24 protein-coding genes are annotated in these 21,718 nt (G+C 74.1%); 9 read left to right on the top strand and 15 right to left on the bottom strand.

Annotated elements, in window-relative coordinates:
• Positions 1-30: 30 nt before the first annotated feature.
• Both HHL19_RS05750 and HHL19_RS05745 read left to right on the top strand, forming a co-directional pair.
• Complete coding sequence (locus tag HHL19_RS05750) at positions 31-1,575, top strand: S8 family serine peptidase (RefSeq protein ID WP_169086071.1); 1,545 nt, start codon at positions 31-33, stop codon at positions 1,573-1,575.
• A 98-nt stretch (positions 1,576-1,673) separates the two neighbouring features.
• The gene (locus HHL19_RS05745; protein ID WP_169086069.1) at positions 1,674-2,972 is read left to right on the top strand and encodes a CoA transferase; all 1,299 of its coding nucleotides are present in this window, start codon (positions 1,674-1,676) and stop codon (positions 2,970-2,972) included.
• On the opposite strand, the gene HHL19_RS05740 is transcribed toward HHL19_RS05745, so the two are convergent.
• The 7 genes from HHL19_RS05740 to HHL19_RS05710 all read right to left on the bottom strand — a co-directional run bounded on the left by HHL19_RS05740 (position 2,962) and on the right by HHL19_RS05710 (position 9,819).
• Positions 2,962-4,005, bottom strand: coding sequence for a zinc-dependent alcohol dehydrogenase family protein (locus HHL19_RS05740; protein ID WP_169086067.1), 1,044 nt, complete (start codon positions 4,003-4,005; stop codon positions 2,962-2,964). The genes HHL19_RS05745 and HHL19_RS05740 overlap by 11 nt on opposite strands.
• A gap of 15 nt (positions 4,006-4,020) precedes the next feature.
• Positions 4,021-4,728, bottom strand: a complete 708-nt coding sequence (locus HHL19_RS05735; protein ID WP_169086065.1) for a lysoplasmalogenase — start codon at positions 4,726-4,728, stop codon at positions 4,021-4,023.
• A 142-nt stretch (positions 4,729-4,870) separates the two neighbouring features.
• Complete coding sequence (locus HHL19_RS05730; protein WP_169086063.1) at positions 4,871-5,581, bottom strand: VIT family protein; 711 nt, start codon at positions 5,579-5,581, stop codon at positions 4,871-4,873.
• 24 nt (positions 5,582-5,605) lie between these two features.
• On the bottom strand, positions 5,606-6,832 hold the full coding sequence (locus tag HHL19_RS05725; RefSeq protein ID WP_169086061.1) for an amidohydrolase family protein: 1,227 nt from the start codon (positions 6,830-6,832) through the stop codon (positions 5,606-5,608).
• Complete coding sequence (locus HHL19_RS05720; protein WP_169086059.1) at positions 6,829-8,112, bottom strand: amidohydrolase family protein; 1,284 nt, start codon at positions 8,110-8,112, stop codon at positions 6,829-6,831. Before HHL19_RS05720 ends, HHL19_RS05725 begins: the two co-directional genes overlap by 4 nt.
• A gap of 25 nt (positions 8,113-8,137) precedes the next feature.
• On the bottom strand, positions 8,138-9,022 hold the full coding sequence (locus HHL19_RS05715) for an SDR family NAD(P)-dependent oxidoreductase (RefSeq protein WP_169086057.1): 885 nt from the start codon (positions 9,020-9,022) through the stop codon (positions 8,138-8,140).
• On the bottom strand, positions 9,013-9,819 hold the full coding sequence (locus tag HHL19_RS05710; RefSeq protein WP_169086055.1) for an acetoacetate decarboxylase family protein: 807 nt from the start codon (positions 9,817-9,819) through the stop codon (positions 9,013-9,015). The genes HHL19_RS05715 and HHL19_RS05710 overlap by 10 nt, the downstream gene beginning before the upstream one ends.
• A 143-nt stretch (positions 9,820-9,962) precedes the next feature.
• On the opposite strand from HHL19_RS05710, the gene HHL19_RS05705 reads away from it, so the two are divergent.
• From HHL19_RS05705 to HHL19_RS05680, 6 genes are all read left to right on the top strand, one after another.
• Positions 9,963-10,661 carry a TetR/AcrR family transcriptional regulator gene (locus HHL19_RS05705; protein ID WP_169086053.1) on the top strand — a complete coding sequence of 233 codons (699 nt, stop codon included), beginning with the start codon at positions 9,963-9,965 and terminating at the stop codon, positions 10,659-10,661.
• Positions 10,658-11,632 (top strand): DEDDh family exonuclease, encoded by a 975-nt coding sequence (locus HHL19_RS05700; protein WP_169086051.1) that lies wholly within the window; start codon positions 10,658-10,660, stop codon positions 11,630-11,632. Before HHL19_RS05705 ends, HHL19_RS05700 begins: the two co-directional genes overlap by 4 nt.
• 64 nt (positions 11,633-11,696) lie before the next feature.
• On the top strand, positions 11,697-11,930 hold the full coding sequence (locus HHL19_RS05695) for a hypothetical protein (protein ID WP_169086049.1): 234 nt from the start codon (positions 11,697-11,699) through the stop codon (positions 11,928-11,930).
• Between the two features lie 98 nt (positions 11,931-12,028).
• The gene (locus HHL19_RS05690; RefSeq protein WP_169086047.1) at positions 12,029-12,871 is read left to right on the top strand and encodes an SURF1 family protein; all 843 of its coding nucleotides are present in this window, start codon (positions 12,029-12,031) and stop codon (positions 12,869-12,871) included.
• 44 nt (positions 12,872-12,915) lie between these two features.
• Positions 12,916-14,700 carry a glycoside hydrolase family 15 protein gene (locus HHL19_RS05685; RefSeq protein ID WP_169086045.1) on the top strand — a complete coding sequence of 595 codons (1,785 nt, stop codon included), beginning with the start codon at positions 12,916-12,918 and terminating at the stop codon, positions 14,698-14,700.
• Between the two features lie 4 nt (positions 14,701-14,704).
• Positions 14,705-15,460 (top strand): SDR family oxidoreductase, encoded by a 756-nt coding sequence (locus tag HHL19_RS05680; protein ID WP_169086043.1) that lies wholly within the window; start codon positions 14,705-14,707, stop codon positions 15,458-15,460.
• Positions 15,461-15,472: 12 nt separating this feature from the next.
• Here the strand turns inward: HHL19_RS05680 and amaP are convergent, their stop codons facing one another.
• From amaP to HHL19_RS05655, 5 genes are read right to left on the bottom strand one after another with little or no spacing between them, the layout of a single operon-like run.
• A complete protein-coding gene (amaP, locus tag HHL19_RS05675) occupies positions 15,473-16,072 on the bottom strand; it encodes an alkaline shock response membrane anchor protein AmaP (RefSeq protein WP_169086041.1) in 600 nt (199 codons plus the stop codon).
• A gap of 5 nt (positions 16,073-16,077) precedes the next feature.
• Positions 16,078-16,695: a DUF6286 domain-containing protein gene (locus HHL19_RS05670; protein ID WP_240981394.1), complete on the bottom strand. Its 618-nt coding sequence runs from the start codon at positions 16,693-16,695 to the stop codon at positions 16,078-16,080.
• Positions 16,692-17,051, bottom strand: a complete 360-nt coding sequence (locus HHL19_RS05665) for an Asp23/Gls24 family envelope stress response protein (protein WP_169086039.1) — start codon at positions 17,049-17,051, stop codon at positions 16,692-16,694. Before HHL19_RS05665 ends, HHL19_RS05670 begins: the two co-directional genes overlap by 4 nt.
• Before the next feature lie 6 nt (positions 17,052-17,057).
• Positions 17,058-17,249, bottom strand: coding sequence for a hypothetical protein (locus tag HHL19_RS05660; protein ID WP_169086037.1), 192 nt, complete (start codon positions 17,247-17,249; stop codon positions 17,058-17,060).
• Between the two features lie 17 nt (positions 17,250-17,266).
• Positions 17,267-17,722 carry an Asp23/Gls24 family envelope stress response protein gene (locus HHL19_RS05655; protein ID WP_169086035.1) on the bottom strand — a complete coding sequence of 152 codons (456 nt, stop codon included), beginning with the start codon at positions 17,720-17,722 and terminating at the stop codon, positions 17,267-17,269.
• Between the two features lie 91 nt (positions 17,723-17,813).
• On the opposite strand from HHL19_RS05655, the gene HHL19_RS05650 reads away from it, so the two are divergent.
• Positions 17,814-18,485: a hypothetical protein gene (locus HHL19_RS05650; protein WP_169086033.1), complete on the top strand. Its 672-nt coding sequence runs from the start codon at positions 17,814-17,816 to the stop codon at positions 18,483-18,485.
• Between the two features lie 6 nt (positions 18,486-18,491).
• Here HHL19_RS05650 and HHL19_RS05645 read toward each other — a convergent pair whose 3' ends face one another.
• From HHL19_RS05645 to HHL19_RS05635, 3 genes are all read right to left on the bottom strand, one after another.
• The gene (locus tag HHL19_RS05645) at positions 18,492-19,292 is read right to left on the bottom strand and encodes an enoyl-CoA hydratase/isomerase family protein (RefSeq protein ID WP_169086031.1); all 801 of its coding nucleotides are present in this window, start codon (positions 19,290-19,292) and stop codon (positions 18,492-18,494) included.
• A gap of 132 nt (positions 19,293-19,424) precedes the next feature.
• Positions 19,425-19,646 carry a helix-turn-helix domain-containing protein gene (locus tag HHL19_RS05640; protein WP_006123601.1) on the bottom strand — a complete coding sequence of 74 codons (222 nt, stop codon included), beginning with the start codon at positions 19,644-19,646 and terminating at the stop codon, positions 19,425-19,427.
• 321 nt (positions 19,647-19,967) lie between these two features.
• Positions 19,968-21,566 (bottom strand): ABC-F family ATP-binding cassette domain-containing protein, encoded by a 1,599-nt coding sequence (locus tag HHL19_RS05635; protein WP_169086029.1) that lies wholly within the window; start codon positions 21,564-21,566, stop codon positions 19,968-19,970.
• Between the last annotated feature and the right edge of the window lie 152 nt (positions 21,567-21,718).

The raw sequence follows: 21,718 nt of genomic DNA, 5'->3' as shown, positions 1-21,718 counted from the left end.
GGCAGTACATACGGATGATGTGGAGAACCCATGGCTCATCTGGGATCGAGGCGCGGCCGAGTACTCGCTCTGCCTGCTGGTCTCGCGCTCACGGCCTCGCTCGGCTTCCTTCCCTCCGGCGCCGCCTCCGCCGCGGAAACGAGTGACGCTCCGGCGGCCGCCACCGTCGCGACGACGGGCGAGAAGCTCTCGTACGTCGTCAACATCGCGGGGGGCCGCTGGACGGCCTCCTCGGTGAAGAAGGCGATAGCCGCCGCCGGCGGCGAGGTCGTCATCGCCTACGAGCAGATAGGCGTGATCGTCGTCCACTCGCAGAACCCGGCGTTCGCGCGGACGATCCGCGAGGCCCGCGGTGTGGTGTCGGCGGGTGCGACCCGTACGGCTCCGCTCTCGGTGCAGCGCGACGACTCGGTCGGCAGCGACTCCGAGAAGCTGACCGCGGCCGAGGCGCTGGCCGCCGCGGCGACCGCGACCGGCGACCAGGAGCCGCTGGAACCGCTGCAGTGGGACATCCCGGCCATCAAGGCCGACAAGGCGCACCAGAAGTCCCTCGGCAGCAGCAAGGTGACGGTCGGCGTCATCGACACCGGTGTGGACGACCTCCACCCGGACCTGGCGCCGAACTTCGACGCGAAGGCCTCCGCCAACTGCGTCTCCGGCAAGCCGGACACCACGCCCGGTTCGTGGCGGCCCTCGCTGGCCGAGTCCGCCCACGGCACCCACGTGGCCGGCACGATCGCCGCCGCGAAGAACGGCAAGGGCATCACCGGTGTCGCCCCGGGCGTGAAGGTCGCCGGCATCAAGGTGTCCACCCCGGACGGCTTCTTCTACACCGAGGCCGTGGTCTGCGGCTTCGTGTGGGCGGCCGAGAACGGCATCGACATCACGAACAACAGCTACTACACCGACCCGTGGATGTTCGCCTGCAAGACGGACGAGGACCAGAAGGCCCTCATCGAGGCGGTCACCCGGGCGACCCGGTACGCGGAGAAGAAGGGCACGGTCAACGTGGCCGCGGCCGGCAACTCCCGGTACGACCTCGCCGCGGACGAGATCACCGACAAGACCAGCCCGAACGACACCGTGCCCGGCGAGCGGGTCATCGACCCGAGCGTGTGCCTCGACTACCCGGCCCAGCTGCCGGGCGTCGTGACGGTCTCGGCGACCGGCGCGAAGGGCCTGAAGGCGTCGTACTCGAACTACGGTCTCGACGTCATCGACGTCGCCGCCCCCGGCGGTGACCGCACCGAGTACCAGGCCCCGGAGGGCCCGGCCGTCAACGGTCTGATCCTGTCGACCGTGCACAAGGGCGGCTACGACTACATGGGCGGCACCTCGATGGCGGCCCCGCACGCCGCCGGTGTGCTCGCGCTGCTGAAGTCGACGCACCCGAAGGCGAGCCCGGCCGCGCTGAAGGCGCTGCTGTACGCGCAGGCCGACGAGCGCGCCTGCACCAACCCGTACGACATCAACGGCGACGGCAAGGTCGACGCCGTCTGCGAGGGTGGCAAGCAGAAGAACGGCTTCTACGGGGCCGGTCTCATCGACGCGCTGGACGCCGTCCGCAAGCGGTGACGTCCTGAGGTGACGGGGCCCCGGTGCGGCCGGCTGTGATCGGCCGCACCGGGGCCTCGGGCGTTCCCGTGGGTGGCACTGAGTGCCATAGTGCGGCTATGGACAGCACGGTTCGGAGCGGTACGGAAGCACTGTGGTCGGTCCTGGGCGGCGATCCCGCCCTGGTCGGACGGGTGGAGTTCGGCGGGGTGTCGGGGCTGCTCCCGGCACGGCTGCCGGTGATGGACCTGGCGCGGGCGGCGGTCGCGGTCTGCGGGCTCGCGGCCGTGGAGCACGCGCGCGTGGCGGGGCCGGTACGGGTGGACGACGGGGCGGTGGCCACCGCCTTCGTGAGCGAGCGTCATCTGCGGGTCGACGGGCGGGCGCCGGTGGGTTTCGCGCCGCTGTCGCGGTTCTGGCGGGCGGCCGACGGCTGGGTCCGCACCCACGCCAACTACCCGCACCACAGGGCCGCGCTGCTCGCGGCCCTGGGCGCGGCCGACTCGGTGGAGGCGGTGGCGGAGGCGATCGCCGGGCGGCCGGCGGTCGACGTGGAGACGGCGGTGTACGGCTCCGGGGGCCTCGCGGTGGCCCTGCGGACGCCCGGGGAGTGGGCGGGGCACGCGCAGGGCCGGGAGGTGGCGGCGCGGCCGCTGCTGAGCCGGGAGCGGCTCGACGGGGCCCCGCCGCGGCGCCGTCCGGGTCCGCCGCGGGTCCTGGACCTGACCCGGGTGATCGCGGGCCCGGTGGCGACGCGGACCCTCGCGCTGCTCGGCGCGGACGTGCTGCGGATCGACCCGCCGGGCAGTCCGGAGCTGCCGGACCAGCACGCGGACACGGACGTCGGGAAGCGGACGGCGGCCCTCGACCTGGACCGGCGCGCGGACCGGCGGACCTTCGACGAGCTCCTGGACGCGGCGGACGTCCTGGTGACCGGCTACCGGCCGGGGGCGCTCGAGCGGTACGGCCTGGAGCGGCCGGGCCTGGTGACGGCCCGTCTGTCGGCGTGGGGCGACTACGGGCCGTGGGGCGGGCGGCGCGGCTTCGACAGCCTGGTGCAGGTGGCGACGGGCATCGCGGTCGCGGAGGGGTCCGCGGAGGAGCCGGGGGCGCTGCCGGCGCAGGCCCTGGACCACGGGACGGGGTATCTGCTGGCGGCGGCGGTGCTGCGGTCGCTGACGGAGCGGGAGCGGGACGGCGGCGGTCGCCTCGTCCGGCTGTCGCTGGCGCAGACCGGCCACTGGCTGACGCACGGGCTGCCCCGGTACGACCCCGAGCGGTACCTCACGGAGTCGGAGGGGCCGCTCGGGCGGCTGCGGCACGCGGTGTCGCCGGTGGCGTACGAGGGCGGCCCGGCGGGCTGGTCCCGCCCGCCGGGGCCGGCCGGCGGGGACGCCCCCGCCTGGGTCACGGCTTGACGAGGACCTTGAGGGCGGTGCGCTCGTCCATCGCCTTGTAGCCGCCGGGGACGCCGTCGAGGCCCACGGTGAGGTCGAAGACCGGGGACGGGTCGAGGCGGCCGTCGAGGACGTCGGCGAGCAGCTCCGGGATGTAGGCGCGGACCGGGGCGACGCCGCCGCGCAGGGCGATGTTCCGGTCGAACATGACGGAGAGGTCGAGGCCGGTGCCGGAGCCGTGCGGGACGCCGACGTAGCCGATGGAGCCGCCGTCGCGGGTGATGTTCACGGCGGTGCGCATGGACTGCTCGGTGCCGACGGCCTCGATGACGCCGTGGGCGCCCTGGCCGCCGGTCAGTTCGCGGACGGCGGCCTCGGCGGCCTCGCCGCGCTCGGCGACGACGTCGGTGGCGCCGAAGGTCCGGGCGATGTCGGTGCGGGCGGTGTGGCGGCCGAGCGCGATGATCCGCTCGGCACCGAGCCGCCTGGCGGCGAGGACGCCGCAGAGGCCGACGGCGCCGTCGCCGACGACGGCGACCGTGGAGCCGGGGCGGACGCCGGCGCCGAGGGCGGCGTGGTGGCCGGTGCCCATGACGTCGGAGAGGGCGAGCAGCGCGGTCAGCAGGCGGTCGTCGGAGGCGGCGTCGGCGGGCAGCTTGACGAGCGTGCCGTCGCCGAAGGGGACGCGGACGGCCTCGCCCTGGCCGCCGTCGGAGCCGGCCGAGCCCCAGAAGCCGCCGTTCGGGCAGGAGGTCTGGAGGCCCTCGGCGCAGTAGTCGCAGGTGCCGTCGGACCAGACGAAGGGGGCGACGACGAGGTCGCCGGCGCGGAAGCCACGGACCTCGGAGCCGGTCGCCTCGACGATGCCGAGGAACTCGTGGCCGATCCGCTGTCCGGGCTGCCGGGCGGACTCGCCGCGGTAGGCCCACAGGTCGCTGCCGCAGACGCAGGCGCGCAGGACGCGCACGACGACGTCCGTGGGGTCCTTCACGACGGGGTCGGGCACCTCCTCCACGCGCATGTCGAAGGGGGCGTGGATGGTGGTGGCGCGCATGGTTCCTCGTCCGGGTCAGCTGGTTGTACGACGTTCACCGTACATCGCCTGGAGGGTGCCCGCGGTCAGCAGGTACTGGGCGGCGATGTAGGTCAGCATGACCCAGAAGTCCGGGGTGGGCAGCTGGGGCAGGTCGGCGATGCCGGTGGCGATGAGGGTGTCGGAGAGCAGGAAGAGCGCGCCGCCGGTGCCGACGAGGACGCCGAGCGAGGAGGAACGGTACGCCATCGCGGTGAGCAGCAGGGAGTAGCCGGCGACGGGGATCCGCAGGTCGGCGGGGAGGCCGGACCAGAGGGCGGTGATCGTGCCGGCGAGGGCGAGGGCGTAGAGCGCGCCGAGGACGGGCGAGGTGCGGCGCCGGCCGAAGAGCACCAGGTAGCAGACGTGTCCGAGGGCGAAGGAGCCCATGCCGGCGAGGAAGGCCCACTCGGCGTCGAGGAGCAGCAGGACGTCGCCGCCCCAGCCGAACAGGAGCGCGGCGAGGAGCGGTTTCGGGGCGCCTCTGGTGGCGGCGTACGCGGCGAGCAGCGGCATCAGGAGGGGCTTGGCGGCCAGGTGGCCGGCGTCCGCGCCGGCGAGCAGGGAGCCGAGGTCGACGGCGGCGGCGAGGACGAAGGCGCCGAGGAGGGTACGGGAGAGCGGGGTGCGGGAGAGCGGCGTTTGGGAGAGCGTCGTACGGGAGAGCGGGGCTGGGGAGAGCGGGGTGCGGGAGAGCGGGGTCACGCGGAGGGCTCCAGGTGCCGGGGGCGGGGCATGGCCTCGACCGTAGGGCTCGCCCCGGCGTCCCGCCAGACGCTGTTACCGACAAGTATGCGAGACGGTTCGTCGGCGGGCTTCGGCGGCTTCCGACAAGGGACCTCCCCGGTCAGACGCCCGCCGCGTCCAGGAGGGAGCCGGCCCCGTAGGTGACGGCCATGGCGAGGGCGCCGCCGGCGACGGTGCGGAGGGTGGCCCTCGGGGCGGGGGCGGCGGCGAGGCGCGCGGACCACCAGCCGGTGAGGGTGAGCGCGGCGAGGACCGAGGCGACGGTGATCCACAGCCGGACGGAGGCGGGCGGCAGGACGATCGCGAGGAGCGGGAGCAGGGCGCCGACGGTGAAGGCGAGGAAGCTGGCCCAGGCCGCGTGCCAGGGGTTGGTGAGGTCGTCGGGGTCGATGCCCAGCTCCACGCGCGCGTGGGCCCGGAGGGCGTCGCGTTCGGTGAGCTGTTCGGCGGCCTCGCGGGCGACGTCGGGGGTGAGGCCGCGGGCGGTGAGCAGCGCGGTGAGTTCGTCGAGCTCGGCCTCGGGACTCTCGTGGAGCTCCTGGCGCTCGGTGGCGAGGGCGGCGGTCTCGGAGTCGCGTTGGACGGAGACGGAGACGTACTCGCCGACGGCCATGGAGAGGGAGCCCGCGAGGAGGCCGGAGAGGCCGGCGGTGAGCAGCGCGGCCTGGGACTCGGTGGCGCCGGCGACGCCGACGACGAGGCCGGCGGTGGAGACGATGCCGTCGTTGGCTCCGAGCACGGCGGCGCGGAGCCAGTTGAGCCGGGAGCCGAGGGCGCCGCCGTGGGGCCCGTGCGCGGGGGGTGCGGTCACTTCAGGAGGGTCGCACCCCCCGGGTCACCAGACGCGGACCGACCCGCCCGGGGCGAAGGCCGGGCTGGTGGCGCCCTCGGGGACCTTCTCCAGGGGGGTGGCGATCTCCTCGACGGACGGGCCGTGGACGGCGGCGAGCCGGTCGAGGAGGGTGAGGTCGAAGCCGTAGACGCGGGCCGCGTTGCCGCCGGCCATGGCCGCGACCTCCGCGCGCGGCAGGCCCGCGTAGGCGAGGCGGAGCCCTTCGCGGGAGTACGGGGTGGTGCCCTCGTCGTGGGGGTAGTCGCTGCCCCACATGATCTTGTCGAGGCCGATCCGGTCGCGCAGCGGCACCTCGTGGGGGCGCATGAAGCTGGCGCCGACGAAGCAGTTGTCCCGCCAGACCTCGCCGGGGCTGCGCCCCATGGACGCGGCGAGCCCGGCACCGAACTTCGACTCGGCGGTGACCGCCCGGCCCGCCGCCGCGACCAGCCGCCCGTGGTAGTAGTCCAGCATCTCGACCACCCCGGGGATCCAGCCGGAGCCCTGCTCGGTGAGGACCAGCTTGAGCGCGGGGTGGCGGCGGAAGGCGCCGCCGAACACCAGGTGCCACAGGGCCCGGTGGGAGAACCAGGTGGTCTCCACCATGAAGACGGCCCGGGCGGCCGGTTCGTCGCCGAGGGGCGGGGAGGCGGAGCCGCCGTGGTGGTTGACCGGCACGTCCAGCTCCGCGCAGACGGCCCAGATGGGGTCGTACGTCTCCGAGTACAGCTCCGGCAGTCCGCTGCCGGGCGGGGTGCCGGGGAGCAGGACGCCGCCGGTGAGGCCGGCCGCGTGGGTGCGCCTGATCTCGCGGACGGCCGCGTCGACGTCGTTGAGGAGGATCTGGGCGACGCCGGCCCGGCGGCCGGGGGCCCGGGCGCAGAAGTCGGCGAGCCAGCGGTTGTGGGCGCGCAGCCCCGCCCAGCGCCGTTCGAACTCCTCCCGGGTGGGGGCCGGGGCCATGAGGGAGGCGGAGGGGAAGAAGGGCGGGATGGTGTTGGGGAAGACGACCTCGGCGACGATGCCGTCCTCCTCCAGCTCCCGCAGCCGCCGGTCGGAGTTCCAGTTGCGGTCGGCGGTGTCGGCCAGGAGGTCCTCGTACGGGTTGACGTACGTGGCGGCCCAGGCGTCGAAGTCGTCGTGGAACCGCTTCTCCAGGTAGGGCCTGTAGTCGAGGAGGTCGGCGCCGGCGTGGCAGTCGGCGGAGATCACCGTGTACCGGTCGGTCACGACACGGCTCCGATCACCGGGAAGTCGCCGCCGGTGAGCCAGTGGCGGCCGGTCTCGCGGGAGCGGGCCCAGGAGGCCTCGACGGCGGTCTGGTCGGCGGGCTGGCCGAGGTCGGCGGGGGTGGGGCCGATCCGTGTGGCTATCGGATCCAGTATTCGAATATCGAATCCGAAGACCTCGACCGCGGCAAGGCCCAGCATCCGCCGCGTCTCCCCCACCGGAATGTCGTGGAAGGTGTTCCGCAGCCAGGCCCGCGTGTTCGGCCAGGTGCCCTCCGGGTGCGGGAAGTCCGAGCCCCACAGGATGTTGTCGACGCCGATCTCGTACCGCTGCGCCAGCTCGCGCCGCTTGGTGTTGGTGGCGCAGACGAAGACCTGCCGGTCCAGGTACTCGCTCGGCGGGCGGCGCAGCTCCGCGAAGGGCGAGAGCTTCTTGCCGCCGTGGGCGCCGAGGTAGAGCCGGTCCATGAACCACAGCAGGTTCGGCAGCCACCAGCAGCCGGACTCGGCGACGCCGAAGCGCAGCCCGGGGTGGCGTTCGAAGACCCCTGACCAGAGCAGGAACCACAGCGGCCGGGCCGGCCACCAGGTGACCTCGGAGACGTAGATGCCGAGGTGGTCGCCGTACTCCTCGCGGGGCGCGGCGCCGGAGTGGGTGACGACCGGCATGCCGGTCTCGGCGGCGGCCGCCCACACCGGGTCGTACCGCCGGTCGTGGTAGGGCGGCTTGTCGACCCACATGGAGGGGATCATCAGGGCGCCGAGCCCGGACTCCTTGGCCCGGTGGATCTCGGCGACGACCTCGCGCGGGTCGGCGGTGACGGGCAGCAGGGCGACGCCGCAGTGCCGGGCGGGGGCATGGGCGACGAACTCGGCGAGCCAGCGGTTGTGCGCCCGGGCGCCCGCCATGCCGAGTTCGGGGTCCTGGTCGCCGGAGAGGCCGAGGCCGACGCCGAAGGGCGCGGCGGTCCCGCTGTCGACGGCGTCCGCGTCGGGGAAGACGACCTCGGCGGCGACCCCGTCGCCGTCCAGCTCCTTGATCCGCTGCGCGTGGTCCCAGCCGCCGCGCAGCCCCTCCTCGTGGTCGCTGAACCACGCGTTCGCGAAGGACTCGTTGCGGACCCCGAGGCGGGTCATGGCCTCCCGGCGGGCCTGGCGTCCGGCGAGGAAGTCGTCGAAGGCCCGGTGGAAGCGGGACTCCAGATAGGGCCGGTACTCCTCGGTGGGGAGCCCGGCGTGGCAGTCGGACGAGACGATCAGATACGGATCCTCATGGCTCATGGTGCGCACAGCCCCCTCAGGCCGGTCAGTCGAGGATGAAGCTCTCCAGATAGGTCGGGTTCGCGCGGTCGAGCATCGAGCGGGAGCGCGCCCGGATCTGCCGGTCGCTGTGCTCGCTCGCCGGGAGCATCCAGAACCGGTCGGCCCTGATCCCCTCGACGACGTGCTCGGCGACCTCCTCCACCGGGGTGAAGGCGATCTCGTGGCCGGCCTCCTTCATGGCGGCCTCCCACTGGTCGAGCGAGCGGTACGGGGTGCGGCGCGGGCGCTCCTTGGCGTACCGCTCGGGCCGGTTGCGGTGCGACTCCCACAGGCCGGTGCGGAGCATGTGGGGCCCGGGGAAGAGGACGGAGGCGCCCACGCGCGCGTGCTCCGCCTTCAGATGGGCGTAGAGGGACTCGGTCATGGTGACGACGGCGGCCTTGGTGACCGCGTAGACGGAGGCCGTGGGCAGCGGGGCGATGCCGCCGTCGCCGGAGGAGGTGTTGACGACGTGGCCGGGTTCGCCGCTCGCGAGCATGCGGGGGACGAAGGCCTGGATGCCGTGGAAGACGCCCCAGACGTTGACGGAGAAGGCCCATTTCCAGTCGTTGGGCTCGTGCTCCCACATGCGGCCCTCGGCGCCGGAGCCGACGCCCGCGTTGTTGCAGAGGACGTGGACGGCGCCGAAGGTGTCGAAGGCGGCGTCGGCGAAGGCCCGTACGGCGTCCGGGTCGGAGACGTCGACGGTACGGGCGAGGATCTGCGCGCCGCCGTCCATGAGTTCGTCGGCGGTCTCGGCGAGCGGCCCCTGCTCGACGTCGCCGAGGACGACCGCGAGGCCCTCGGCGGCAAAGCGGCGGGCCATCGCCCGCCCGATGCCGCTCGCGGCGCCGGTGACGACGGCGACCTGTCCCTCCCTCAGCTCCATCGGGCACTTCCTTCCGGGGGGCCGTCGAGGATCTGCGCGGGGTCGTCGTAGCGCTGGTGGACGTAGGGCAGCAGGGCCTCGGCGGAGACCCGTTCGGCGACCCGGCCGCGCTGGTCGGAGGTCTTCTCGCCGAGGGTGATCTCGACGAGCCGGCGGACCGGGAGGTCGGCGACGGGGTCGTACATCGACTCGCGCAGGACGACGTCGCCGGTGATCCGCTCCAGCTTCCTGACCTTCTCGCGGCGGAGGCAGTGGACGAGGACCGGGTCGGCGTCGAAGCCGGAACCGTCCACGCCGGGCAGGAACTTGAAGTAGAAGTCGGTCTTCTCGGCCGGTCCCGGGACGGGGAGCGGCCCCGAGACGGCGCCGCGGACCTCGACGAAGGCGATGCCGTGCCGGGCGAGCCGGGCGCCGACCACGATCCCGTCGCGCTCCACGACGACCTCGCCGAGCTTCTTCGGCTCGCCGAAGACCTCGCGGCCGCCGATCAGGGCCCGCTCGTGGGTCATCGGCATGACCAGCGGGTACCAGCCCTCGGTGTCGCCGTGGGCGGCGGCCACCGAGACCGAGCCGGCGCCCAGGGGGTAGCCGGGCAGGTCGACCTTGCTGATCGTGACCCGGACGAGGGGGCGCCCGGTGGGCCCCAGCGGCGGCGGCAGGACCGCCGCCACCGCGTCGGGGTCGGTCTCCCAGACGGCGACGACGCCGGTGGACCAGATGTCGGGGAGCCTCGCCGCGGCAGCCCGGGCGGCGGCGCCCTCCGCCTCGGTGCGCGCCCCGTACCGTACTCGTGCCATGTCGTACCACCCTTCCGGACGGATACGGCCCCCGGCCTCCCGGACGTACCGGGGCGAAGGCCTGTAACACTGTTACACCGCCGCCGGGGAGGGGTAAAGACGCGTGGCGCGGCGAATTGACGGGACGTCAGGGGGGATGACGGATGGCACGCCAGACGCTCAGCCGCGAGGAAGTCCTGGACGCGGCGGCGGCCCTGGTGCGGGCGCACGGCCCGGACGGGCTGACCATGCGCGGCCTCGCCGCCGCCCTCGGCACGGCGGTCACCTCGATCTACTGGCACGTGGGCAACCGCGAGTCGCTGCTCGACGCGCTGGCCGAGCGGACGGTGGCCGACCTCGGCGCGATCCGGCCGCGCGGCGAGGGGCCCGTGGAGCGGATCGGCTCGGTGGCGCACGCCCTGCGCCGGGCGCTGCGGGAGCGGCCGCACCTGGTGGCGATGGTCCACGAGCGGGGCCTGACGGAGCGGATGTTCCTGCCGGCCCAGCGGGCCCTGGTCCGGGAGGCGCACGCGGCGGGGCTGCGCGGCGAGCGGGCCGCGGAGCTGGTGCGGGCGGTCACCTTCCAGGCCGTCGGCTACGTGCTCGTGGAGCGCAACCGCGAGCGGGCGCCGGTCCAGTCGCCGGCCGAGGAGGAGCTGTGGGGCGCCGGGGCGGCCGGCGCCGATCCGCTCCTCGCCCGCGCCCTGGCCGCCCCGCCCGACCCGGACCGGCTCTTCGCCGCCTCGGTGCGCGCCCTGGTGGAGGGGCTGCTGGCGGGCCCCTCGACACCTTCCCCAGGGGACATCACGGACATTCAGGACAGCGGGGGCGGCGCTGTCGGTCGCGGGCCGTATTCTCAATGACCATGCTCGACGACCGTACGACAGCAGCGACGTGGCCGGCCGCCTACCCGCGGGGGTACGCGGTCGTCGACGTGGAGACCACCGGTCTCGCCCGCGACGACCGGATCGTGTCCGCCGCCGTCTACCGCCTCGACGCGCAGGGCGAGGTGGAGGACCACTGGTACACACTGGTGAACCCCGAGCGGGACCCGGGACCGGTCTGGATCCACGGCCTCACCAGCGACGTCCTCGAAGGGGCACCGCTCTTCGCGCAGATCGCCGAGGAGTTCTCGGCCCGCCTCGACGGCCGCGTCCTCGTCGCGCACAACGCCATGTTCGACTGGCAGATGATCGCCAGGGAGTACGCGCGCGCCGAGCGGACCGCGCCCGTCAAGCAGCGGCTGTGCACGATCGCCCTCGCCAAGGAGCTGGCGCTGCCGCTGCCCAACCACAAGCTGGCCACGCTCGCCGCCCACTTCGGTGTGGTGCAGCAGCGCGCGCACGACGCCCTCGACGACGCGCGCGTGCTCGCCGAGGCCTTCCGCCCCAGCCTCCACGCGGCGGCCGAGCGGGGCGTGCGACTGCCGCTCCTCGAATGCCGGCCGCTCACCGAATGGGCGTCGGCGCCGGCCCGCCCGCTGATCGGCCGCCAGTCCTCGTACGGGGCGGGGAGCTGGCGCCCCTCCCGGAAGCGGCCCGCCTGCCCGTACCCCAACCCCGGCCGGTACGAGAGCGACAAGCCGCTCAAGCAGGGCATGCGGGTGGCCTTCTCCGGCGACACCTCCGTCGACCGCGAGCTCCTGGAGGACCGCACGGTCGAGGCCGGGCTGCACGTCGCCACCTCCGTCTCCCGGCTCACCAGCCTGCTGGTCACCAACGACCCGGACTCCGCCACCTCCAAGACGGTCAAGGCGAAGGCCTTCGGGACCCCGATCGTCGACGAGGCCGCCTACGCCCATCTGCTGCGGGACGTGGCCCCGGCAGACGGGTGACACCCCGCCCCCGGCGGGCGCGCCGCGCGGCGCGCGCGGCCCCCGGGGCACCACCCTGTGGCGCATGGCACGTTGTGAGGTCTGCGGAAACGATTACGGCATGTCCTTCGAGGTGCACGCGCAGGGCGCGGTGCACGTCTTCGACTGCTTCTCCTGCGCCATCCACCGCATGGCGCCCATCTGTGAGCACTGCCGGGTCCAGATCATCGGACAGGGCGTCGAGGCCGACGGGAAGTGGTACTGCGGCGCCCACTGCGCCCGCGCCGAGGGGAAGGCGGGCATCGTCGACCGGGTGTGAGCCCCCGGTCCCCTGACGAAGAAACGATCCTGGACGGGTGGCGCCGGTCACCCGACCCGGTGTGCGGACGCCCCACGCCCGTGTCGTACGGTCGTGGGGTGTACCGCTTCCTGTTGTCCCGGCAGTGGGTGATCCTCACCCTCGTCGCCCTCGTCCTCATCCCCGTGATGATCGAGCTGGGCTTCTGGCAGTTCCACCGGCACGAACGCCGGGTCGCCCAGAACACCCTGATCGCGGACAACCTGAAGGCCGCGCCGGTCCCCGTCGAGGAGCTCACCTCCCCCGGGCACGCCGTCCCCCGCGCCGACTACTGGCGCCGGGTCACCGCCACCGGCACCTTCGACACCGCGCACGAGGTCGTCGTCCGCCGCCGTACCTCCTCCGACGACCGGGTCGGCGCGCACGTGCTCACCCCGCTGGTCCTCCAGGACGGCCGGATCGTCCTGGTCAACCGCGGCTGGGTGCCCGGCGCCGCCAACCAGCGCGACTACCCCGAGGTCCCGCCCGCCCCCCGCGGCCGGGTCACCGTCACCGGCCGGCTCAAGGCCGACGAGACCACCGGCGCCAGCGGCATCAAGGACCTCAAGGGCCTGCCGGACCGTCAGGTGATGCTCATCAGCAGCGCCCAGCAGGCCGAGCTCATCGGCCGCGAGGTGCTCGGCGGCTACATCGAGCAGACCGCGCCCGCGTCGGCCGGCGGCTCCCCCGAACAGATCCCCGAGCCCGACCACGACTCGATCGGCGCGCACATGGCGTACGCGGTCCAGTGGTGGCTCTTCGCCGCCGGCGTACCGGTCGGCTGGCTCGTCCTCGTACGCCGCGAGAAGCGCGACCGCGAAGCGGAGGGCGCCGCCGACGGAAGCGACGGGGACCACGGCGACGGCGACGGGACGACCCCGGCGGCCCCGCAAGAGGCCGGCGACGCGATCCAGGCCACGTAGGGCCCGCTGATTGACCGCCGTCGCTTCCGGGAACAGCCCAGAGCGTGACCCGACGCATCGACGACTACGCCCTGATCGGCGATCTCCAGACCGCCGCGCTCGTCGGACGCGACGGTTCGATCGACTGGCTGTGCCTGCCCCGATTCGACTCCGCCGCCTGCTTCGCCGCCCTCCTCGGCGACGAGGACAACGGCCACTGGCGGATCGCCCCCCTGGGCGCCACCACCTGCTCCTCCCGCCGCTACCTCGACGACTCCCTGGTCCTGGAGACCCTCTGGGAGACCCGCACCGGCACCGTCAAGGTCACCGACTTCATGCCCCAGCGGGACCGCGCCCCGGACGTCGTACGGATCGTCGAGGGCGTCCGCGGCCGCGTCGAGATGGGCGCCGTGCTCCGCCTCCGCTTCGACTACGGCTCGATCGTGCCGTGGGTGCGGAAGTCCGAGGGGCACCGGGTCGCGGTCGCCGGGCCCGACGCCGTCTGGCTGCGGAGCGAGCCGCAGGTCAAGACCTGGGGTCAGCAGTACGCCACCTGCTCCTCCTTCACCGTCACCGCCGGCGAACAGGTCGCCTTCGTCCTCACCTGGCACCCCTCCCACGAGCGGCGGCCCGCCCTCGTCGACCCCTTCGAGTCCCTGGAGCACTCGCTCGCCGACTGGCGGGAATGGGCCGCCCGCTGCGCCTACCGGGGGCCGCACCGGGACACCGTGGTCCGCTCCCTCATCACCCTCAAGGCGCTCACCTACGCCCCCACCGGCGGGATCGTCGCCGCCCCCACCACCTCCCTGCCGGAGGAGATCGGCGGGGTGCGGAACTGGGACTACCGGGCCTGCTGGCTGCGCGACTCCTCCCTCACCCTCGGCGCCCTGCTCGCCGCCGGATACGCCGACGAGGCCGCCGCCTGGCGCGACTGGCTGCTCCGCTCCGTCGCCGGCGACCCCGCCGACCTCCAGATCATGTACGGCCCCGCCGGCGAGCGGCGGCTGCCCGAGACCGCGCTGCCCTGGCTGCGCGGCTACGCCGACTCGACCCCCGTACGGATCGGGAACGCGGCCGTGGAGCAGTTCCAGCTCGACGTGTACGGCGAGGTCATGGACACCCTGTACCTCGCCCGGGAGGCGGGCATCCCCGCCGAGCGGCACGCCTGGAACCTCCAGCTGAGCCTGCTCGGCTTCCTGGAGTCGCACTGGCGCGAACCCGACGAGGGGCTGTGGGAGGTCCGCGGCCCCCGCCGCCACTTCACCCACTCCAAGGTGATGGCCTGGGTCGCCGCCGACCGGGCGGTGCGCACCCTGGAGGCGGACCCCTCGCTGCCCGGCGAGCCGGGCCGCTGGCGGGCGCTGCGCGACGAGATCCACGCCGAGGTCTGCGCGCGGGCGTACGACCCCGGGCGGAACACCTTCACCCAGGCGTACGGCTCGCGGGAGCTCGACGCCGCCACCCTGCTCATCCCGCGGGTCGGCTTCCTGCCGCCGGACGACCCCCGGGTGGTCGGCACGGTGGACGCGGTGCGCGCCGAGCTCACCCACCGGGGCCTGCTGCGCCGCTACAGCCCCGACTCGGGCGCGGTCGACGGGCTGCCCGGGCGGGAGGGCGCCTTCCTCGTCTGCTCCTTCTGGCTGGCCGACGCCCTGCGGATGACCGGGCGCCCCGCCGAGGCCCGGGAGCTCTTCGAGCGCCTGGTGGGGCTCGCCAACGACGTGGGGCTGCTGGCGGAGGAGTACGACCCGGTGGCGGGCCGGCAACTCGGCAACTTCCCACAGGCCTTCAGCCACATCGGCCTGGCGGGTACGGCACTCGCGCTGGCCGGGGACGAGGCGGCAGGATAGGCCCATGGATCTTGGACTGAAGGACCGCGTGTACGTCGTCACCGGCGCGACCCGGGGGCTGGGCCGGGCCACCGCGGAGGCGCTGCTCGCCGAGGGCGCCCGGGTGCTGGTCACCGGCCGCCACGAGGATGCCGTCGCGGCGGCCGTCGCCGAGCTGGGCGAGGGGGCGGCGGGGCTGGCCGCCGACAACGACGACCCGGAGACCCCGGCCCGGCTGATCGCGGAGGCCCGCGCCCGCTTCGGCGCCCTCGACGGCATCCTGATCAGCGTCGGCGGCCCGCCGCCGGGCTTCGGCGCGGACAACACCGACGAGCAGTGGACGGCGGCCTTCGGCACCGTCTTCCTCGGCGCGGTGCGGCTCGCCCGGGCGGCGGCCGAGACGCTGGGCGAGGGCGGCGTGATCGGCTTCGTCCTGTCCGGCTCGGTGTACGAGCCGATCGCGGGCCTGAGCATCTCCAACGGGCTGCGTCCCGGGCTCGCCGGCTTCGCCAAGTCCCTCTCCGCCGACCTGGGCCCGCGCGGGATCCGGGTGGTCGGCCTGCTGCCGAGCCGGATCGACACGGACCGGGCGCGGCAGCTCGACGCGCTCTCCGGCGACGCGGAGGCGGCCCGGGCGGCGAACGAGGCGAGGATCCCGCTGCGCCGCTACGGCACCCCGGAGGAGTTCGGCCGCACGGCCGCCTTCCTCCTCTCCCCCGCCGCGTCCTATCTGACGGGCGTGATGCTGCCGGTGGACGGCGGCGCCCGGCACGGCTTCTGACCGCAGGCCGTCTCAGGTCACCCGGCGGGCGTGGTGCTTGACCGCGCGGAGCCGGGCCTCGGTGGGCAGGGCGGCCAGGCCCGCGGACGTACGCGCGCGTGCCAGGGCCTCGCCGCCGAGCCCGGCCAGCGCCTCGCCGGGGGAGGCGTACGGCTCCAGGAGGAGCGCGACCCGGGTACGGGGGGCGGTGCGGCGGCCGGTGAGGGCGACCCGGGCCTGGGCGACGCCCTCCTGCGCGGCGGCGTCCGCCTCCAGGACGCTCTCCAGGGCCCGGCCGCGCAGCACGGCGGCGTCGCCGTCGCCGGTGTCGACCAGGACCTCGGTGAGCCGGGCCCGGCGGAACTGGGCGATGAGCCACCACAGGGCGAGCAGGACGAGGACGCCGAGGACGGCGATGACCGTCGGCCACCACCAGCCCTCCCCACGCCACCGCTGCCGGCGGGCGGCGGTCAGGAGCACGTCGTCGGGGCCCGACCAGGGCCACCAGGACGGTACGGGCAGGTCGAGTCCCGCGGCGAGGACGGCGCCGCCGGCGAGGACGAGGAGCAGCCCGGCGAGGCCGAGCAGGGCGCGGTTGACGCGCCGGAGGACGGCGGTGACCGGTGCGTGCACGGGCCTCACCCCTTCTTGGACGGTCGGTCCACCCGTACGGTCAGCGTGGGCCGGTGGGCGAGCCCGAGCTCCTCGACGCCGTCGGTGAGGACGGACTCGACGTCGGCGCGGACGTCGTCGAGCGGGCGGAAGTGGGAGACGGCCCGGACGCCGACCTTGGCGCGGCCGACCCTGACCTTCACGGACTGCACCCCGGAGACCTCCATGGCCCGGTCGCGCAGGGCGAGCGCGGCGGCCTCCCGGTCGAGTCCGGCGCGGACGTCGGGGTGGGTGCGGCGCATGGGGAGGACCGAGCGCAGGCCGGGGGTGGAGGCCAGGACGAGGAGCCAGACGCCGAGGAGGACGGCGCCGGCGGCGATCGCGAGGGTCCCGGCGTCGTCGAGGGGCCGGGTGGCGAGGTCGTCGGCGAGCTCGCGCCGCCAGCTCATGGCGGTCCGGTCGGCCCGGACGGCGGCCACGTCGTAGAGGAGCAGCCCCGCGCCGCCGAGGACGACGGCGGCGAGCAGGGCGGCGGGGACGCGGCGGACGGCCCAGAAGCGGCGGACCCGCTCGCTCTCCGTACCGCCTCCGTCGTCCTCGGTGAGGACGGGCACCCCGTCGGTGGGCTGTTCGGGTGAGGTCATGCCAGGCGGCCCTTCCGGGCGGCGGGCGCGGTGCGCGGGGAGTGGAGGCGCTCGACGTGCACGGCGACCTCGTGGACCTCCATGCCGACGAGTTCCTCCACCCGGCCGCGGACCCGGGCCCGGACGGCGCCGCAGCGGCGGCCGACGTCCGTGGGGTAGTCGAGTTCGAGGCTGACCGAGATGCGGGCGGCGTCCCGGTGCACGACCACCGAGGCGTGCGGCCGGTGGCCGCCCTCCGGCACTCCGCCCAGGGCCTCCTTGGCGGCCTGGGCGGAGATCTTGGCGACCACGCGGTCGGCGACCGTGGTCGCGCCGCGTTCCCGCACCGGCGGGCGTTCCGTGACGTCCGTGGACACCCGCCGTCACCGCCGCCGGTCGCCGCGGTCGCGGCTGCGCAGCAGGTCGCCGGGTTCGAGGTCGCCGTCGAGGAGGCGGCCGACCACGAAGCCGACCGCGCCCAGGGCCGCGACCAGGAGAAACGCCCCGAAGCCGCCGAAGTATCCGGCGAAGCCGAGACCCATGCCGGCCAGCAGGCCGACCACCGCCATGCTCATGATGAACCCCTTTCCGGCTACTGGAGCCGGGACTCCGGCTCGTCTTCCTCTTCGTCGGGCAGCTTCACGTCGCTGACCGCGATGTTGACCTCGACGACCTCCAGGCCTGTCATCCGTTCGACGGCCGCGATCACGTTCTCGCGGACGGCTCCGGCGACGTCGGAGATGGAGACGCCGTAGTCGACGACGATCTCCAGGTCGAGGGCGGTCTGCACCTCGCCGACCTCGGCTTTGACGCCCCGGGTGACGCTCGCCTTGGCGCCGCCTCCGCCGGGGACGCGGTCGCGGACGGCGCCGAAGGTGCGGGAGAGCCCGCTGCCCATGGCGTGGACGCCGACGACGTCGCGGGCGGCCATGCCCGCTATCTTCTCGACCACGCCGTCGGCGATGGTGGTCCGGCCCCGGGTGGCGGCCGCGCCGCCGCCCTTCTTGGTGACCGTGGGGGACTCCCCGCTGCGTTCGCTGTCCGTCATGATTAAGCCCCTTTCAGGATATTTCGGGGTTCTTCGCCCACACTAAGGGCGGTTACCCGATGCCGCTCCGGGGATACGGCAGGCTGGGGCAATGACCACGGGTGACGGTTGGACGACGGCGGTGCGCGACCGCCTGGCGCCGGGCAGGCTGCTGCCGCTCGGCACGGCGGCGGACGGCGCGTGGCTCGCGGAGCGCGCGGCCCGGGAGGCGCTGGGCCGGGCGGTGGCGGGGGTACGGGACGCGGTGCCGGGCGCCCTGCGGATCGGCGCGGCGGGGCCCGCCGGGGACCCGGGCCCGTTCCCGGTGCCGCCGGGCGGGCTGCCGGCCGGGCCGCTGCGGATCGAGGCGGAGTTCGCCGCGGTGGCGGGCGGGCGCTCGCTGCCGGAGACGGCGGAGGAGGTACGGGCGCTGCTGCTCGCGGCGGCGCGGGAGCTCGGCCTGGCGGTGACGGAGGTCGACCTGCGGGTGACGGACCTCCTGGAGGAGGCGCCCGTACCGGAGCCCGCTCCCCCGCCGCCGGCCCTGACCTCGCCGGCCACCGACGACCCGGTGGCCCTCGCGGTGCTGCGGGCGCCGGGCGTGGCGGCGATGACGGACGCACTGGGCCCACCGGTGCACCGGACGCCGGAGGCGGTCCGGGTGGAGTGCGCGGTGTCCGCGGACCGCCCGGTGCCGGAGACGGCCCGGGCCGCGCGCGAGGCGGCGGCCGCGGCGGCCCCGGAGGGCGCCGCGGTCACGGTGGTGGTGACGGAGCTGCGCTAGGGCCTGTCAGTCGCCGAGGCCTGCGAGGTCGCGGAGGCGGCGGGCCTGGGCGGCGCGCTCGGCGGTGCGCTGGTCCTCGTAGGAGCGGCCGATGGCACCCTGGAGCAGCGCCTTGGTCTCGACGACCGCGTCGCGCGGTGCGGCGAGGAGGGCGGCGCTCAGGTCCCGTACGGCCGCGTCGAGCTCGGCGGCGGGCACGGAGATGTTGGCCAGGCCGATGCGCTCGGCCTCCTCGGCGTGGACGAAGCGGCCGGTGGCGCAGATCTCCAGCGCGCGGGCGTAGCCGACGAGGGAGACGAGGGGGTGCGTCCCGGTGAGGTCGGGGACGAGGCCCAGGCTGGTCTCGCGCATCGCGAACTGCACGTCCTCGGCGACGACCCGCAGGTCGCAGGCGAGGGCGAGCTGGAAGCCGGCGCCGATGGCGTGGCCCTGGACGGCCGCGATGGACACGAGGTCGCTGCGGCGCCACCAGGTGAACGCCTCCTGGTACTCGGCGATGACCGCGTCGAGGTCCGCGTCGGACCCGCGCGCCATGTCGAGGAAGGACGGCTCTCCGTCGAAGCCCTCGGGCGTGAAGGCCTGTCGGTCGAGTCCGGCGGAGAAGGACTTGCCCTCACCGCGCAGGACGACGATCCGCACGCTGCCCGGCAGCGACCGGCCGGCTTCCGTCAACGCCCGCCACAGAGCGGGAGACTGGGCGTTGCGCTTCGCCGGGTTGGTCAGGGTCACCGTGGCAACGGCGTCCTCGACGGTGAGCCGTACACCGTCCTTGTCGAAGACGAGCTGGGAGTCGTCGGGCGTGGTCATGGGGCGCCTCCGGTTCCAATGCAGCACTGCATCCGATGCTAAGTGACTGCACAGTAACCACCCGGCCGGTCGCAGGACCGACCGGGTGCCCACCGGGAGGATCCCGGTGGACGGGTCGAGCCGCCCCCGGCGTCAGGCCGAGGCTGCCTTCTTGCCCCGGGTCGCGCCGCCGCGACCACGCAGCGTCACTCCGGATTCACTGAGCATCCGGTGGACGAATCCGTAGGAGCGGCCCGTTTCCTCGGCCAGCGCCCGGATACTCGCCCCGGAGTCGTACTTCTTCTTCAGGTCTGCCGCGAGCTTGTCGCGCGCGGCGCCGGTCACCCGGCTGCCCTTCTTCAGAGTCTCGGCCACCCGTGCCTCCTCATGGGAAGTGCGCTCTGGACTTCTCATGATCACCCCTCCCCGGCATCCTGGCCACCCATTCGACAAGGTCCGTCGTGCCGGGTTTGCGGACGAGTACGTCGTCCGCACGATCGGAAGCTGACATTCCGCAGGGCCGGATCGCATCCCTCGAAGGAGTGGATCAAGGGACCGCCAGGTCAGGCCTACTGAGGGAACAAACGTGCGACGCGGGCCCTGCCGGAAGGATTCGGCAGAGGCCCGCGCCGGGGGTACGAGACCTTCTCACTCAGATGACGGATCCGGCGATGAGCCGAATGATCCAGCCGGGGCTCAGGCGAGCGCGACCAGGTCCGCGTAGTCCGGACCCCAGAGGTCCTCGACGCCGTCCGGGAGCAGGATGATCCGCTCCGGGTCGAGCGCCTCGACGGCGCCCTCGTCGTGGGTGACCAGGACGACCGCGCCCTTGTAGGTGCGCAGCGCGCCGAGGATCTCCTCGCGGCTGGCGGGGTCGAGGTTGTTGGTGGGCTCGTCGAGCAGCAGCACGTTGGCCGAGGAGACGACCAGGGTCGCGAGGGCGAGCCGGGTCTTCTCGCCGCCGGAGAGCACCCCGGCGGGCTTGTCGACGTCGTCGCCGGAGAAGAGGAAGGAGCCGAGCACCTTGCGGACCTCGACCAGGTCGAGGTCGGGCGCGGCGGAGCGCATGTTCTCCAGGACCGAGCGCTCCGGGTCCAGGGTCTCGTGCTCCTGGGCGTAGTAGCCGAGCTTGAGGCCGTGGCCGGGGGTGACCTCGCCGGTGTCGGGCTGCTCGACCCCGCCGAGGAGGCGGAGCAGGGTGGTCTTGCCGGCGCCGTTGAGGCCGAGGATGACGACGCGGGAGCCCTTGTCGATGGCCAGGTCGACGTCGGTGAAGATCTCCAGGGAGCCGTACGACTTGGACAGACCCTCGGCGGTGAGCGGGGTCTTGCCGCAGGGCGCGGGCTCGGGGAAGCGCAGCTTGGCGACCTTGTCGGAGACGCGGACCGCGTCCAGGCCGGAGAGGAGGCGCTCGGCGCGCTTGGCCATGTTCTGCGCGGCGACCGTCTTGGTGGCCTTGGCGCGCATCTTGTCGGCCTGCGAGTTGAGGGCGGCGGCCTTCTTCTCGGCGTTCTGGCGCTCGCGCTTGCGGCGCTTCTCGTCGGCCTCGCGCTGCTGCTGGTAGAGCTTCCAGCCCATGTTGTAGACGTCGATGACGGAGCGGTTGGCGTCCAGGTAGAAGACCTTGTTGACGACGGTCTCGACGAGGTCGACGTCGTGGGAGATGACGATGAAGCCGCCGCGGTAGGTCTTCAGGTAGTCGCGCAGCCAGACGATCGAGTCGGCGTCGAGGTGGTTCGTCGGCTCGTCGAGGAGGAGCGTGTCGGCGTCCGAGAAGAGGATCCGGGCGAGCTCGATGCGGCGGCGCTGACCACCGGAGAGGGTGTGCAGCGGCTGGCCGAGGACCCGGTCGGGCAGTCCGAGGGCGGCCGCGATGGTGGCGGCCTCGGCCTCGGCGGCGTACCCGCCCTTGGTGAGGAACTCGGTCTCCTGGCGCTCGTACTGCTTGAGGGCCTTCTCGCGGGTGGCGCCGGAGCCGGTCGCGATCCGCTCCTCGTTCATCCGCATCTTGCGGATGAGGACGTCGAGGCCGCGGGCCGAGAGGACGCGGTCGCGGGCGAGGACGTCGAGGTCGCCGGTGCGCGGGTCCTGCGGGAGGTAGCCGACCTCGCCGGAGCGGGCGATGGTGCCGCCGGCGGGCTGGCCCTCGCCGGCCAGGCACTTGGTGAGGGTGGTCTTGCCGGCGCCGTTGCGGCCGACCAGACCGATGCGGTCGCCCTTGGCGACGCGGAAGGAAGCGTTCTCGATGAGGATGCGGGCGCCGGCGCGCAGCTCGATGCCGGAAGCGGTGATCACGGACAGACTCCAGGGCGGTGGGAAGACGGCGGAAGAGACGGCTGGTGGCGGGCGTCGACGCCGCTAATGCACCCAGAGGAGAACGGCCATGCGGCCAGTCTAACGGGCTGATGCAACTGGTTTTCGGCCACACGGGCGACGGAGGACAGAGA

It is taken from the genome of Streptomyces sp. R302, assembly GCF_012927245.1.
Classification (GTDB): Bacteria; Actinomycetota; Actinomycetes; order Streptomycetales; family Streptomycetaceae; genus Streptomyces.
This window is presented reverse-complemented; position numbering and strand designations above follow the sequence as displayed.